General features: G+C 42.2%; 16 protein-coding genes. 9 read left to right on the plus strand and 7 right to left on the minus strand.

Going from position 1 to position 15,492, the window contains the following annotated elements; all coding sequences use genetic code 11:
- Positions 1-242 precede the first annotated feature (242 nt).
- The 9 genes from PGX00_RS11690 to PGX00_RS11730 all read left to right on the plus strand — a co-directional run bounded on the left by PGX00_RS11690 (position 243) and on the right by PGX00_RS11730 (position 10,988).
- Positions 243-872, plus strand: coding sequence for a response regulator transcription factor (locus PGX00_RS11690; RefSeq protein WP_272136447.1), 630 nt, complete (start codon positions 243-245; stop codon positions 870-872).
- Positions 869-2,464, plus strand: a complete 1,596-nt coding sequence (gene uhpB, locus PGX00_RS11695) for a signal transduction histidine-protein kinase/phosphatase UhpB (protein ID WP_272136449.1) — start codon at positions 869-871, stop codon at positions 2,462-2,464. Before PGX00_RS11690 ends, uhpB begins: the two co-directional genes overlap by 4 nt.
- A 36-nt stretch (positions 2,465-2,500) precedes the next feature.
- Positions 2,501-3,832 carry an MFS transporter family glucose-6-phosphate receptor UhpC gene (gene uhpC / locus PGX00_RS11700; protein ID WP_272136451.1) on the plus strand — a complete coding sequence of 444 codons (1,332 nt, stop codon included), beginning with the start codon at positions 2,501-2,503 and terminating at the stop codon, positions 3,830-3,832.
- Between the two features lie 377 nt (positions 3,833-4,209).
- A complete protein-coding gene (locus tag PGX00_RS11705) occupies positions 4,210-5,247 on the plus strand; it encodes an ABC transporter substrate-binding protein (protein ID WP_272136453.1) in 1,038 nt (345 codons plus the stop codon).
- 116 nt (positions 5,248-5,363) lie between these two features.
- Entirely contained in the window at positions 5,364-7,463 is a 2,100-nt protein-coding gene (locus PGX00_RS11710; RefSeq protein ID WP_272136455.1) for an ABC transporter permease, read from the plus strand.
- A gap of 18 nt (positions 7,464-7,481) precedes the next feature.
- A complete protein-coding gene (gene fbpC, locus PGX00_RS11715) occupies positions 7,482-8,537 on the plus strand; it encodes a ferric ABC transporter ATP-binding protein (protein ID WP_272136457.1) in 1,056 nt (351 codons plus the stop codon).
- Between the two features lie 335 nt (positions 8,538-8,872).
- The gene (locus PGX00_RS11720) at positions 8,873-9,262 is read left to right on the plus strand and encodes a GntR family transcriptional regulator (RefSeq protein WP_272136459.1); all 390 of its coding nucleotides are present in this window, start codon (positions 8,873-8,875) and stop codon (positions 9,260-9,262) included.
- The gene (locus PGX00_RS11725; protein WP_272136460.1) at positions 9,259-10,131 is read left to right on the plus strand and encodes an ABC transporter ATP-binding protein; all 873 of its coding nucleotides are present in this window, start codon (positions 9,259-9,261) and stop codon (positions 10,129-10,131) included. Before PGX00_RS11720 ends, PGX00_RS11725 begins: the two co-directional genes overlap by 4 nt.
- Complete coding sequence (locus tag PGX00_RS11730) at positions 10,131-10,988, plus strand: hypothetical protein (protein ID WP_272136463.1); 858 nt, start codon at positions 10,131-10,133, stop codon at positions 10,986-10,988. The genes PGX00_RS11725 and PGX00_RS11730 overlap by 1 nt, the downstream gene beginning before the upstream one ends.
- A gap of 203 nt (positions 10,989-11,191) precedes the next feature.
- On the opposite strand, the gene PGX00_RS11735 is transcribed toward PGX00_RS11730, so the two are convergent.
- The 7 genes from PGX00_RS11735 to PGX00_RS11765 form a co-directional block, all read right to left on the minus strand.
- Positions 11,192-11,587, minus strand: a complete 396-nt coding sequence (locus PGX00_RS11735) for an RHS repeat-associated core domain-containing protein (protein WP_272136465.1) — start codon at positions 11,585-11,587, stop codon at positions 11,192-11,194.
- Between the two features lie 10 nt (positions 11,588-11,597).
- The gene (locus PGX00_RS11740) at positions 11,598-11,939 is read right to left on the minus strand and encodes a hypothetical protein (RefSeq protein WP_272136467.1); all 342 of its coding nucleotides are present in this window, start codon (positions 11,937-11,939) and stop codon (positions 11,598-11,600) included.
- Positions 11,929-12,198 (minus strand): hypothetical protein, encoded by a 270-nt coding sequence (locus tag PGX00_RS11745; RefSeq protein WP_272136469.1) that lies wholly within the window; start codon positions 12,196-12,198, stop codon positions 11,929-11,931. The genes PGX00_RS11740 and PGX00_RS11745 overlap by 11 nt, the downstream gene beginning before the upstream one ends.
- A gap of 56 nt (positions 12,199-12,254) precedes the next feature.
- A complete protein-coding gene (locus PGX00_RS11750; protein ID WP_272136471.1) occupies positions 12,255-12,596 on the minus strand; it encodes a hypothetical protein in 342 nt (113 codons plus the stop codon).
- Positions 12,596-13,405, minus strand: a complete 810-nt coding sequence (locus PGX00_RS11755) for an RHS repeat-associated core domain-containing protein (protein ID WP_272136473.1) — start codon at positions 13,403-13,405, stop codon at positions 12,596-12,598. Before PGX00_RS11755 ends, PGX00_RS11750 begins: the two co-directional genes overlap by 1 nt.
- A gap of 405 nt (positions 13,406-13,810) precedes the next feature.
- Complete coding sequence (locus PGX00_RS11760) at positions 13,811-14,191, minus strand: hypothetical protein (RefSeq protein ID WP_272136475.1); 381 nt, start codon at positions 14,189-14,191, stop codon at positions 13,811-13,813.
- Positions 14,179-15,198: an RHS repeat domain-containing protein gene (locus PGX00_RS11765; RefSeq protein ID WP_272136477.1), complete on the minus strand. Its 1,020-nt coding sequence runs from the start codon at positions 15,196-15,198 to the stop codon at positions 14,179-14,181. Before PGX00_RS11765 ends, PGX00_RS11760 begins: the two co-directional genes overlap by 13 nt.
- Between the last annotated feature and the right edge of the window lie 294 nt (positions 15,199-15,492).

Raw genomic sequence — 15,492 nt, forward strand, 5'->3', positions numbered from 1 at the left:
CCGCTAAAGCAACGAGGCGCTAATTTAATGATTCTGTAGGGTTTGGTCAAGTAGAAAAGCATTAAAAATAGGGCTTATTGCATCAATCGGCTATAAAACGACCTTAAACTTCTACTACTTAGTTGATTAGCCCTCTTTACTCGTTTGAAAATTAACTATCGACTCCATCACACCTCACGCCATCAATTTTGATCATACCGATTCATTTTGCGAATATCCGCTGTAATAAAAGGATAATAATTATGATATCTGTAGCCCTCGTTGATGATCATGTCATGGTGCGCTCTGGCTTTGCCCAACTGTTAAGTGTCGAATCTGATATTACTGTAGTGGGTGAATACAGTTCGGCGAAAGATGCGTTTGATGCTCTATCCACTATTGCAAACTTAGATGTCGCGGTCATTGATATATCTATGCCCAATGAAAGTGGTCTTTCCTTGTTGGGTCGTTTAAAACAGATTAAACCCGAACTCAAAGCTATTGTGTTAAGTATTTACGATTCGGCCTCTTTTGTTAGTAAAGCCATTGATGCTGGGGCGTTTGGTTATTTGTCTAAGCGTTGTGGACCGGGTGAACTGGTAACGGCCATACGTACCGTCTCAAATGGCGATCGCTATCTCTGTGCTGACGCGCTTTTTAACCTCAGCAATGCCAGCGCACCTTCTTCAGCACTTAATGAACTAACCAAGCGAGAAAAAGAGATATTTGAGCACCTAATACAGGGCAAAGATGTGAAAGAAGTGGCCTACGATTTGTCACTCAGTCATAAAACCGTGCATGTTCACCGGGCAAACATTTTAAGTAAGTTATCGCTATCCAATAACGTTGATCTTATTCGCTTTGCGATAAAAAACAAACTATTACCAGAATGAATCCCCCTACCAACCACATTGGTAGCCGAGCGTTTACCAGTATTTTTACCTTTGTTATCTACAGTATTACCTGGTTTTGCTTGTGGAGCATTAGTGGTTACCTAGTTACGAATATCCACAGTGCGGGGCTTTTATTGCCTATTGGCTTAAGGCTTGCGGTGTTACTCATTATGCCGGTCAAGCATTGGTGGATAGTTTTACTCAGTGAACTGTTCATTACTACGGGCATCGTTCAAATACTGGATGTAGATCAGTCTAACTTTTTATTGCTCATTGCCCCCTTTGTTAGTTGCGCATTAATACGCCCTATTCAGGCTTGGTGGAAAAGGCTAGAAACGTACTGGCAGCAGCTTCTTGCTCTGTTGGGTATTGTGGTTCTTAATGCATTTTTGCAGGCCTGTACCATTCTGTTGTTAAGTAAACCGCTAGCACTGCCACTTAACCTGATTTATAGCTCAACCATTGCCTCACTCACCGGGGGCATAATTCTTGCGCCATTTTTTTATCTTCTGCACGATTATTTAAATCAAAAGGTGTGGGTACCGCTTTCCCCTACTCTGGTGCATAAAGAAGTTACGCTGCGACCATCGGCTTTTTTGTGGATGTTTCTGTTTTTCTTAATTGGGTTGATTGCAGAGTTAAGCTTTAAACAACAGATGGCGTCACTGCTTTTAATCATTGTTCTTTTACCTAATATTTTTATGGCTTATCGATACGGTTGGCAAGGTGGCGTACTGGCGGCGGTGATGAACAGCATCTTGCTTACCATGGCAAAAAAGGTAATGGGCTCGTTTGCCACCTACGAAGAGATGCAGCTGTTTTTAACCACTCAGGCGTTGGTCGGTTTAGGGTTAGGTATCGCGATTAGTCGTCAGTATCTGCTGTCTGTAAAACTCAAACAGGCTATTCACGAACTTGCCCATGAACTGTCCGTTAAGCAAGAACTTGCTCGCGAGTTAGTACATGTAGAAGAAGATATCCGTAAGTCGGTCGCCCGTGAACTGCACGACGAAATAGGCCAAAACATCACTGCTATTCAAATACAGGCTACCCTTGCGAACAGAACCGCTAAAGAAGACAACACAAAACTGATTGCGACCGCAATAAACGACCTTGCTTTTAAGGTTCATAGTGCGACGCGCCAGTTGTTGTCTCAACTGAGACCACACATTCTCGATGAACTTGGTTTGGAAAGCGCTTTGCAACAACTGGCGAATGAAATGAAGTTTTCTGAGCGCAGTGTCGATTTTAGCCTAAATTTTGGGTTTGATACGGAGCAATTAGATGAGGTGACGTCGGTGACGGTGTATCGCATTGTTCAAGAACTTATTAACAATGCGACCAAACACTCGCAAGCCACGGAAGTAAACCTCACCTTTTTACCCGGCACATTATTTAGTATGGAATATCGGGATAACGGCATTGGTTTACCAGACGATTGGCGCACCAAAGGTACGGGATTAAAAGGGCTACAGGAACGAGTCACCGCCCTTGGCGGTAGCTTAACTATCGACGGAGAGTTCGGTACTCGGGTCATGGTTAATCTGCCAACCATAGGCAATGGAAAAAAACACACTGAACCAACCACTTAAATTTATCATAACTTTTCGTATTCAAGGATTCACTTCATGTTTGGAATGTTGTCTCAACAGTCACCCGCTGCGTTGATCACAGATAAACAGACGATAGATTCAACCTACAAGTATTGGCGACTGCACCTGATGCTTTCTATGTACGTGGGTTATGGTATTTTTTATTTTACCCGTAAAAGCCTGAATTTCAGCATGCCGGTTATGCTTACCGATTTAGGCTGGGAACCTTCGGATATCGGCATCATCGCGACGATTTATTACATCACTTACGGTACGTCTAAATTTTTGTCGGGGATGATCAGCGATCAGTCAAACCCTCGTTATTTTATGGGTTTTGGCTTGATTGCCTCTGGCATCATCAATATTTTATTTGGCTTAAGTTCTTCTCTCACTGTTATGGTAATTTTGTGGACGCTTAACGCGTTTTTTCAAAGCTGGGGTTGGCCCGCTTGCGCTAAATTGCTTACCACTTGGTATTCACGCTCTGAAAGGGGTTTTTGGTGGTCGTTGTGGAATACGTGCATCAATGTAAGTGGTGCCTTGCTGCCTATTTTAATTGGTTTTATTGCCATCACCTGGGGCTGGCGATATGGATTTATTGTACCCGGTATTATTGCCATTATTGTTGGTCTGTTTCTTTCCTTTCGCATGCAAGATAAGCCCACCACGTTAGGCTTGCCCACTGTTGGAGACTGGCGAGATGATCCATTAGAAAAACAACAAGAAAAAGAAGGCAAAGGCCTACCTTTTAAGCAAATTTTAAAAACATACGTGTTGGGTAATAAATACATTTGGCTGCTGTGCAGCTCTTATCTGCTTGTTTATATTGTCCGAATAGCCGTTAATGACTGGGGAAGTTTGTATCTAGTCGAACGGCATCAGGTTGACTTACTAACGGCCAATACCGCCGTTTCTATGTTCGAGGTGGGCGGATTTTTAGGCTCACTACTAGGTGGTTGGGGATCGGATAAATTTTTCCACGGTAACCGGGCCCCCATGAATCTAATTTTTGCTTTAGGCATTTTTGTCTCTGTTGCTGCCTTATGGCTCACCCCTATCAACAATATTTATGTGCTCTCTGGATGTTTGTTCTCTATTGGGTTCTTTATCTTTGGCCCACAAATGATGATTGGCATGGCCGCCGCAGAATGCTCACACAAAAACCTAGCAGGAACAGCCACAGGATTTGTCGGCTTATTCGGCTATCTAGGTGCCGCACTAGCCGGGTACCCGCTTTCTATTGTAATTGAGCAGTTTCAATGGGAAGGCTTCTTTACCGTGATCACTTTTGCCGCAGCCGCTGTCGGCATGTTGCTCATTCCATTCTTGAGAGCGCAACAGAGATCAGTTCAGAGCCATCAAGCCTAATTGCATAACATCAATCCAGAAAACCAACTGCTCATCTTCATACTGAGGAAAAAATAGAAGGTTGGTTTTTATTGTGAACTCACTCTCAAAACTAACCTAACTAGCCTAAAACTAGGAAAATTTCCTAGTTGGCTAAAAACCTGTCTCACTCTATTCCTTGTTTGTTTTTTTATTATTGAAGTGTACCCGAACAAGGTTTATGCCCTTATCAGCACAATATTGCTAAGGCACAAGCCGTACACCTACAAAATAGATTGTCCCACGCCTAGGCTGGGCTTTTAAAAAATAAAAGTGGTCACAAAGAAGTGACTACCGTTCATAACAGTAAAGCGAGTGCTTTTCTTTTTTGAACGGATAAAACTAAAGAGGAAACATCGATGAAAGGTAATATTAAACGCCATCTCTTAGCCGCATGTATCTTAGGTTCTACTGCACTTGCAGCGCCACAAGTCATGGCTGAAGGTCGCTTGGTTATATACTGCAGTGCCACAAACGCAATGTGTGAAGCAGAAACGAAAGCGTTCTCTGATAAGTATGATGTGAAGACGTCGTTTGTTCGAAATGGTTCAGGTAGTACGCTTGCTAAAATCCAAGCGGAACGTAAAAACCCAAGAGCGGACGTATGGTATGGCGGTACGTTGGATCCTCAATCTCAAGCTGGTGAAATGGACCTTCTTTCTCCATATAAGTCAGCAGAACTAGACAATATCATTCCAGAATTTAGAGACCCGGCGAAACGTAAAGGTAATTACTCTTCCGCCGTTTATATGGGTATTTTAGGTTACGGTGTTAACACTGAACGTTTAGCAGAAAAAGGATTGCCTATTCCACGTTGTTGGGAAGATTTAACCAAACCTGAATACAAAGACGAAATTCAAATTGCTGACCCGCAAAGTTCTGGTACTGCTTATACTGCACTAGCCACTTTTATCCAGCTTTGGGGTGAAGATAAGGCCTTTGAATACTTCAAGAGCTTAGATAAGAACATCTCTCAGTATACTAAGTCTGGTGTGACACCTTCTCGTAACTCTGCTCGTGGCGAAATCGCTATTGGTATCGGTTTCCTTCACGATTACTCTTTAGAGCAGTCTCAGGGTGCACCATTAGAGCTTATCTCTCCTTGTGAGGGTACGGGTTATGAAATTGGTGGTGTGAGTATGATTAAAGGTGCTCGCAACGAAGAAAATGCGAAGTTATTTATCGACTGGGTATTGTCCAAAGAAGGTCAACAACTTGCGTGGCAAAAAGGAAAGTCTTTCCAAATCTTAACCAATGTCGACGCAGAGCAATCGCCATATGCGCTTGACCCTAAGAAGCTAGACCTTATCAATTACGACATGAACACTTACGGTGCTTCTGATACACGTAAACGCCTAATCAAAAAGTGGGTTAACGTTGTTAAAATGGGCGAATAAGCCTTCCTAATTTGAGCAGCGCATCCGCGCTGTTCAATTCTCTACCGTTTTATTTATAAGGGTTGATTGCCTCTTCCCTTAGGTCTCTTATTCACTCATTTTTGGTTGGAAATATCATGTCTCAATTAGCAGCAGAGTCAGACTTGAAAAATCACTTTGAAGAGAAGCCGCATCGTGACTACATCTTCTACTGGATATTGTCTATCGTCGCCGCTTTCGTGCTTCTACCTACGTTTTCCCTTGATTATGGGGTACTCGATTCTACTTCCGATGAATTTTTTGAAGCAATGGGATGGAGCAGCAGAAACATTTCATGGCTTTGGTTTAGCCTACCTCTTGCTCTTCTTATTCGTCCTAAACACGCTTTAAACAAGTACCATGTCACCCGTCACAAGTTCGATATTGGTTATTCGCTATTTTGTATCCTGTTTATTATCACTTCTTCAGCGGTAACCGGACACGGTTTGGGTTATTCCACGCTCTTCCTTTTTGCGGCACTTGGCATCGTGATGACCTTGGCAATGGCCCGATTAGAGTTTATGGGTGGCGATTCATTTGTTATCGGTTCTTTAGTCTCTATCATTGGTTTGATCTCGGCGTTTATTCTTTTTCCGAGTATCGCTATCTTCGTACCTATGTTCCAAGACGAGATGGGTAACTTTGTCGCATGGCAATTTATTGAAATCTTATCGCAAGCACAGATTGTTCAAATCATACTGAACTCTATTTTCTTAGGCAGTTCGGTTGGTATTACAGCCACCTTTTTTGGTTTGATTTTTGCTATTTATTCCACTCGTATCGCCGAAAAATCGGCATTTATTACTCGTATATTCTCTATTTTGCCTATTGTGACTCCGCCCTTTGTTGTCGGCTTAGGGGTCACCTTGATGCTTGGTCGCTCTGGTTATGTGACCGAGCTAATGGTGGACTGGTTTGGTTTTGAAAATACCAATTGGCTATACGGTTTTACTGGTATCTGGATGGCTCAGGTGCTCGCGTTTGCGCCAATGTCCTTCATGATTTTAGATGGTGCAATGAAATCGCTTCATCCTTCATTGGAAGAGGCTTCTTATACGCTGCGCGCGAATCGCTATCAGACCTTTTTTGGCATTGTTTTACCTTTGCTTAAGCCTGCACTTGCGAACTCATTCTTGATCATCTTTGTACAATCACTGGCGGACTTTAGTAACCCGTTAGTGCTGGGTGGCAGTTTTGATGTACTGGCAACGCAAATCTACTTCTACATTGCAGGCGCTCAGCTCGATTACGCGTCGGCAAGTACCTTAGGTGCTGTTTTACTTATCTTCTCACTGGCGATTTTCGTTATTCAGTATATGTGGATAGGAAAGCGTTCTTACGTGACTATTTCTGGTAAATCTTACCGTGGTGACGTTCAGCCATTGCCGGACAGTTTACGCGCCTTTGTATCGGTAACCCTGTACGGTTGGATGCTATTTAATGTGCTGCTGTACGGAAGTATTGTCTTTGGTAGCTTTACTGTGAACTGGGGCGTGGACTATTCATTAACCCTTGATAACTATATCAATCTATTCGGTATGGGCTTTGGCGAAGGTGCTTGGCCGTCGCTTATCAGTACTATGACTTACGCAGGTATTGCGGCGCCTATTACCGCTACCTTCGGTTTGCTTATTGCTTATATCGTGGTGCGTCAGGACTTCCATGGTAAAAAAGTGATTGAGTTTGCCACTATGCTCTGTTTTGCCGTGCCGGGAACCGTTGCAGGTGTCTCTTATATTCTTGCTTTCAACGATGCCCCTATTTACCTAACGGGAACCGCCGCCATTGTGGTTATCTCGATGGTAATGAGAAACGTGCCTGTTGGTATTCGTGCTGGTGTCGCTGGTTTGGGTCAATTAGATAAGTCTTTAGATGAGGCATCTCTTAGCCTACGAGCAAACTCGTTTAAAACTATTATCTATATTTTGATACCACTGCTTCGCCCTGCGATTTTATCTTCATTGATTTACAGTTTTGTAAGAGCCATGACAACGGTGAGTGCCATCATATTCCTTGTTACACCGGAAACACGAGTCGCAACATCTTACATCTTAAACCGTGTAGAAGACGGTGAGTACGGTATCGCTATAGCGTATGGCTCGTTACTTATCTTTGTCATGCTATCCATCATATTGACCTTTGATTATTTCGTGGGCGAAGCCCGTATTTCCCGTTCAAAAGCCAAGAACCAAGAATAAGTTTTGGAGAAAATAAAAATGAAAGAAAACAGCTTTGTAGTGCTAAAAAATGTATGTAAGCGCTTTGGAGACAATACGGTAATTGGCGACCTTGATCTAGAAATCGAAAAAGGCACTCTGGTTACTCTGCTTGGTCCTTCTGGTTGCGGTAAAACAACCGTATTGCGTCTTGTGGCTGGTTTAGAAAAGCCGACCAGCGGCCAGATATTTATCGACGGTGAAGACGTCACTAATACTTCTATTCAGCATCGCGATATTTGCATGGTGTTTCAGTCTTATGCCCTGTTCCCGCATATGTCTTTGCATGAGAATGTCGCTTATGGCTTAAAAATGATTAGACTGCCTGCCCCTGAAATCAAGCAACGTGTTGATGAAGCCTTGCAATTGGTTGGGTTGGGTGAAATGGGCGACCGTTTTGTCGACCAGATATCCGGAGGTCAGCAGCAGCGTGTTGCTTTAGCCCGTGCTCTGGTATTAAAGCCGAAAGTGCTTCTTTTTGATGAGCCTTTAAGTAACTTGGACGCGAACTTACGTCGTAGCATGCGTGAAACCATTCGCGAGCTTCAGCAGCGTTTTAACATCACTTCTTTGTATGTTACCCATGATCAGTCGGAAGCTTTTGCTGTTTCAGACACGGTTATTGTTATGAAAGACGGTGATATCATGCAGGAAGGATCGCCCGATCAGTTATATCGTTCACCCGCGTCTATGTTCATGGCGAACTTTATGGGTGACGCGAATATTTTTGATGGCAGTTACAATGGCAATCAGCTCACGATTAATGGCTATAACATTGGTGCAGACAAAGATGTTATCGATGGTTTTCCGGAGGGAGATTATCAGATCGGCGTTAGACCTGAAGCAATATTGCTAGCGGGAGAAGGTGAGGTATGCCAACAGTGTCAGGTTAAAGGCATCGTTTATATGGGTTCTATGTATGAAGTTGCCGTGAACTGGCATAGTCAAGAACTGCTGTTGCAATTGAACTCTTCGCAGTTTGATCCTGAAATTTCTGATCATGCTTATTTGACCATTAACCCAACAGGAATCTTCTTGTTACCCGCTGACGCTTAAGTTACCTAGCGATGATGACGTGCATAGTTCGATACCAACCATTTACGAATTATACCGTCATCTTCACTAAAAATATCGTCATCTCCACGAAAGTGGAGATCTAATCCCCCCAGATTCCCGTTTTCACGGGAAAGACCAGGGTTGGGTGCTCACCGAACAGCATTACGGTTTTACAGGAATAGTCGATGTGACCGAGAAACCATATAAGTGCCCGTTGTTTCTTTAATTCAATAAGATTCCAAAAATATAAATCATAAACTCCTTGCAATTACTCCGTTAAAGTATAGTGTTATACACATATATAACACCAACCAAAATCATGTAAAGGGAATGAAATGACCGACTGGCAAGACAATCAGCCGATATTTCGTCAGCTAAGTGAACAGATCACCGAGCAGATTTTGCAAGGTGTCTGGCAAGAAGAGCAGCCGCTCCCTTCAGTAAGGACGGTGGCAGCAGAGCTTAAGATTAACCACTTAACCGTAATGAAAGGCTACCAGCTTTTGGTTGACGACGGCCTAGTAGAAAAAAGACGCGGCCAGGGCATGTTTGTCACCAAAGGCGCATTGAAGATGCTTCAAGAAAAACAAAAAACCGATTTTATGCAGCGGCAAATTCCGCTCATAGCACAAACCCTTAGCCGAATAGAATTGCCGATAGACGAATTTATCGACCAGTTAAAACATTTTCAAAAATTACAACAAGACACAACAGGTGAAAAATGAAACCTTTAGTCAGTGTTAAACACGTTTCTAAACGCTACCATCAAACAGAAAGAAATGATCAACAAGACGCGTTACATAACATCAGTTTCGAATTGCAAGCAGGCCAAGTATTAGGTCTGCTTGGGCACAATGGCGCAGGTAAGTCGACCTTAATCAATGCATTACTCGGCGCACACCGCTACCAAGGCGATATAACCATTAACGACTGTCATCCAATTAAGCAACACGCTAAGTTGATGGAACACTTGTCTTATATTTCAGATGTGAACGTGCTACCGGGCTGGATGAGTGTGGCTCAGTTACTCAAATATACGTCTGGAGTGCATCCTAGTTTTGATATTGAAAAAGCGAAAGTCACCCTTTCAAATACCAATATTCTGTTGTCCAGTAAAATCAAAGATCTTTCAAAAGGCATGAAGGTTCAGTTGCATCTGGCTGTGGTTATCGCCACTAATACGAATGTGTTAATTTTAGACGAACCTACATTGGGCTTGGACCTTCTCTATCGAGATACCTTCTATCGTTATTTATTAGAGTGGTTCCACGATGGAGAACGCACTCTCATTATTGCCAGCCACGAGGTATCTGAAATAGAACACCTTCTTACCGATGTACTGATACTCAAAAAAGGTAAAGCCGTATTACAATCGAGTATGGAAAACATTAGCGAAGCGTATTTTATTCTTGATGCTGCCAATACTCACAACGAAAAAATCACTCCTTTGGAACCATTGGATAGCCACGTAGGTCTGGGGTCTGTGAAATGGTTATTAAAACGTGAACACTTGTCGGCAGTAGAAGGCCTTGGCGAGATACATCGCGCTAGCTTAGCTGAACTGTTTATTGCACTACAAAGAGAGGAAGCATAATGCACCCAAGTATTTATATGCTAGAAAAAGAACTTATTGAACACAAGGTTGTAACCCGTGTTCCTCTGTTTTTATTGGTGGTGATTGTCCTTATGTTTGTAGGCGCATTAACCAACTCTGGCTTTCAACAAAGTTATTCTTTCCAGATGGAGTTTAACGGTTATTCAACCGATATAATTAGCGGGTTATCATCGACAATAAATTCTAAAATTATTTATGCAGTTTCTCTGGTTTCTCTTATTTTAAGCTCGCTCTATTTGCCAAAAACCTTACGAAAAGAGCGCCTAGAAGGCAGTTCTATGTTTTGGCGGAGCATGCCTGTTTCTCACGGTATGACTCATGCAGTGAAACTCGCTTTTGGCTTATTGGTTATTCCACTTATCTGCTCGGTATTGGTTCTAGGCGCAACTTTAATGTTGTGGGTACTCAATTTAGCGACAGATACTCAGGTTGCCATGCTATTAAGCCAATCGTCGCTATTCGATGTAGTCATCAATTGGTTCAGCTTTTTAGCCAGAATGACTTTGGTTGCCTTCGCATTGTTACCTTTGGCTATTATTGCAATGATGGTTTCTCAACTTGTTAGCTCGCCTATTCTGGTTATGGTTATCACCAGTTACGCCGTTAAATGGTTATCGGCTTATCTGTTTGGCTTTGATGGTGTTGGTGAGTTTTTTAATGCGATATTTTCTATCCCTGCCATGATATTCAGCCCAGAACCTCTGATAGGTTTTGCACGAGCCGGAATTGTGAACCTGGTGATTTATTACGTCCTTGGCATTGCAGCATTAACGGCGAGTTTGTCTTTAAGTCAAACCAATGAGGTGTCATTTAGAGGGATGTTTAGCAGGGGGTGAAGCGGAATAGGTTTGCAAGAATTGACCTTTTATTAAAGGGCTGTTCGGTTATAATTATTTATATACCTATAGCCCAACCGAAACCACCGTCATCTCCACGAAAGTGGAGATCTAAATCTACCCAGACTCCTAGTTTCACACGAAAGACTAATCGATGAACCTATCAACGATAATATTACGACAAACTTCCGTATGGTCGAGCCTTAATTCCAGTTGTCTGGATGAACAAATCGACCGTTGTGGCCGTTGTACCAACGGCTATCCATTTGTACAAAGCCTGTGCTGTAGTCGGTGAACTTGCCGGTGTAGCGATACGGCATTAACTGGGCAAACTCGTAATTCGCTAATGGCTCTAGGTCGAAATAATAGCTCATCACATCGTCATACTTGCGATAGCTACGACCTAGTGCGCTGTACGCTAACCGCATGGCGCTGCGGCCGGTTTTATCCAACACATGCACGCTGCTGTCTAAGCGGTCGCTGTGAATGTACAGGTTGTCAATGTCCGTAGCGAGCGTACCAACCGCAAAAGTTAACCGATGATGTTTGTCGTATAGCCTTTGATGTGTCATAAGCGGTGTATTGCCCAATACTCCCATCAATTTTTATTTATAGTTCTTCAAGGCTTTTTATCGCAAGGTCCCCAATGTAGATATATAAAGGCATTACGATTATAAATATATATTGAATGGGGATAATAATAGAAAACACCAACACTATTAATTGAGAAACGACGTAGTGTTTCTTAAACTTACTATGATTCACCCATAATATTCTAATAAATTTTGGAGTAAGATTAGCTATAAAAATAAGACAACAAGCGAACAGAGCCCCTGCAATTTCTCCATACGATAAAACTTCATATTTTTGAACCAACCCGCCAAGTATTGGAGCTATTAATAACCCCATACCAGCTAACTTAAATTTAAGATCCCTACCTTTAATTTTCATTTTTGATTACCGCATTGCCCGTTGACTTCCTGTCCTGCCCATTGTGGCCGTTGTACCAGCGGCTATCCATTTGCACAGAGCCTGTGCTGTAGTCGGCGAACTTGCCGGTGTAGCGATACGGCATTAACTGGGCAAACTCGTAATTTGCTAACGGCTCTAGGTTGAAATAATAGCTCATCACGTCGTCATACTTGCGATAGCTACGACCTAGTGCGCTGTAAGCTAACCGCATGGCGCTGCGCCCCGTCTTATCCAACACATGCACGCTGCTATCTAAGCGGTCGCTGTGTTGCTCAAAGGCTCCCCAGTTTTTGTTTATAACTCTTCAAGGCTTCTGATAAAGAGGTCGCCAATATAAAAAATTAATGGGCCCGCAATAATATATGCATAAGGTGGAGGTATAATAAAAGAAGATATCAAAACAACGCCATGCGACACCAAAAAATGTTTTTTAAATTTCTTATGTTTCTTCCACAGAAGAATTAAAAATCTATTAGATAAATTTATAGCAAGCAGAATGCAAGTGACAATTACTCCTACCATCATTCCCTCGCTAGTTAAATTTTCATGTTTTTGTGCCATTCCGCCAATAAAGGGACTAGCTAACAAGCTCATCCCTGCAATTCTAAATTTCAGGTCTTTCCCACGTACTTCCATTATTTTGGACAACTTGAATTCATAGATGCTTCGTTAAACATAAACCCTGTCACTACTCCATATCCAGTTATCACTGTTCTTACTGGTACTTCATATTTATCTGGCAACGCATCTACGATTTTATCTTGTGCTTCATTAATAAGTCCTGTGTTTAATACGGCAGCAGCCTCAGTTTCATTAAGATCCCCGCTTTCTAAATACCCTTTAGTGACACTTAATGTTCCAGTTAGTACGCTCCCTATACTCGCAGCGCCCCCAAAACCCAACAACCCTGCACCAACGGGATTCGTTGGACCGCCAGCCGCCAAGCCACCTGTTACGGCTATATTGGAGATGGTACCTAGATCATTTGAGATGCTCGATAACGTTATATCTGGTGTTGTATCTCTGTTGAATGGGTTGAGATACAACCCATACGGATCCACATACTTCAGCGGATTGCCTCGCACATAACCATAGGCCATCTGTTGGCTTGGGTCATTGAGTAACATTTGCGTATTAACACCCGTAAACTGCATTAACTCATGTTGCACCGCTTTTGGTAAGTGGGTATTGCGCAGGTTCCAGTTGTCTGGATGAACAAATCGACCGTTGTGACCGTTGTACCAGCGGCTGTCCATTTGTACAAAGCCTGTGCTGTAGTCGGTGAATTTGCCGGTGTAGCGATACGGCATTAACTGGGCAAACTCGTAATTCGCTAATGGCTCTAGGTCGAAATAATAGCTCATCACATCGTCGTATTTGCGATAGCTACGACCTAGTGCGCTGTACGCTAACCGCATGGCGCTGCGCCCCGTCTTATCCAACACATGCACGCTGCTATCTAAGCGGTCGCTGTGAATGTACAGGTTGTCAATATCCGCTGCCGCCGTACCAACCGCAAAGGTTAACCGGTGGTGTTTGTCGTTTTATATCCATTCATATCTAGTTTTTGATAACAACATCTTATTTTTATGACCACTGAAATAACATTTAATAGAATGCTAATTTTTAGTTTTTAGTTTTTAGTCTTTAGTCTTTAGTCTTTAGTCTTTAGTTACATAAGAAAAATCAACTGCTTATGCATTAAATTTAAATCTATTATTTATTATTTTCTAACTCATGCCACTTAATTCTTCCTGGTATCAGGAAGTCCGGAATAAACCACGACTTACAATTTGTATATGTTATGTCATGCCAAACAATGTTCTCAGCTAATGGGTTACCATATATCTCTACTTTTCCTGAATTTTTTTATTATATTCATCTATCTTATATTGGTATCTATAAGTACTAATACTACCTTTTCTATTTATCCCTTTAAAAATCAGGCCGCCATCACTGTAATCAGCATAAGCTACTATGAGTGAAAACTGTTCACTCCCTGATACATATGGGTCTCCTCTAAAATCATTTTTCCACGTACCTGTAATCAAATAGGGTGTATATCTAATATTAAATTGTAAAGTAGAATCAAACCACGTTGGCTCTAACCCCATATAAAGTTTAGGCTTACCATCTAACAGCCCACAGTAATATCGCTTATCTTCATTAGCCCAACGAAATATTATGACGAGAATAACCATAAATATGACTACCGTTCCTATTTTTCGCATGGTTTAGCCTTCTGTTTGTTATATTCTACGCTCCAAGATTCCACCTTATAACTGTAAGGTTCACCAACTTCCAATGATAACGGGGTATTAAAATGCTGACTACTCGTCTCTTTTAAATCGAACGGGTCTGAAAACGAATCTGGCGTTCCAATTTTGTCATTATATGGTCCAGAAAAAGTAGTCTTGCACCTACTACCAGAGCATTCAGCTTCAGAATAATAGACCTTGGTTTGGCCGAGATGCCAGTCTGGACCAGTTTCTTTTTCAAAGTTCAAATCGATCCGTTTATCACCTGAATCAGTTGCATTCTTTAATTTTTCAATTTGTTCTTTTACATTAGGGTGATTCTTTAATTCATTGATAGCTCTTTCACTGAGTTCTTTTTCAGTGCCATCTCCATGAGCATAGTGTTCCCAAGCATCACTGTTATTGTCTATTTTTTTTGAAGGGTCATATTGCGGAACACTGTTGCTAAACGGATCAAGATACAACCCATACGGATCCACATACTTCAGCGGATTACCGCGCACATAACCATAGGCCATCTGTTGGCTTGGGTCATTGAGTAACATTTGAGTATTCAACCCCGTAAACTGCATTAACTCATGTTGCACCGCTTTTGGTAAATGGGTGTTGCGCAGGTTCCAGTTGTCCGGATGGACAAATCGACCGTTGTGACCGTTGTACCAGCGGCTGTCCATTTGTACAAAGCCTGTGCTGTAGTCGGTGAACTTGCCGGTGTAGCGATACGGCATTAACTGGGCAAACTCGTAATTCGCTAATGGCTCTAGGTCGAAATAATAGCTCATCACATCGTCGTATTTGCGATAGCTACGACCCAGTGCGCTGTACGCTAACCGCATGGCGCTGCGCCCCGTCTTATCCAACACATGCACGCTGCTGTCTAAGCGGTCGCTGTGAATGTACAGGTTGCCAATGTCCGCAGCGAGCGTACCAACCGCAGAGGTTAACCGGTGGTGCTTGTCGTATAGCCTTTGATGTGTCATAAGCAGTGCATTGCCCAAACTTTCATCAATTTTTATTTATAGTTCTTCAAGACTTTTTATCGCAAGGTCCCCAATGTAGATATATAAAGGCATTACGATTATAAATATATATTGAATGGGTATAATAATAGAAAACACCAACACTATTAATTGAGAAACGACGTAGTGTTTCTTAAACCTACTATGATTCACCCATAATATTCTAATAAATTTCGGAGTAAGATTAGCTATAAAAATAAGACAACAAGCGAACAGAGCCCCTGCAATTTCTCCATACGATAAAATTTCATGTTT

Source organism: Vibrio algarum, from assembly GCF_028204155.1.
Taxonomy (GTDB): Bacteria; Pseudomonadota; Gammaproteobacteria; order Enterobacterales; family Vibrionaceae; genus Vibrio; species Vibrio algarum.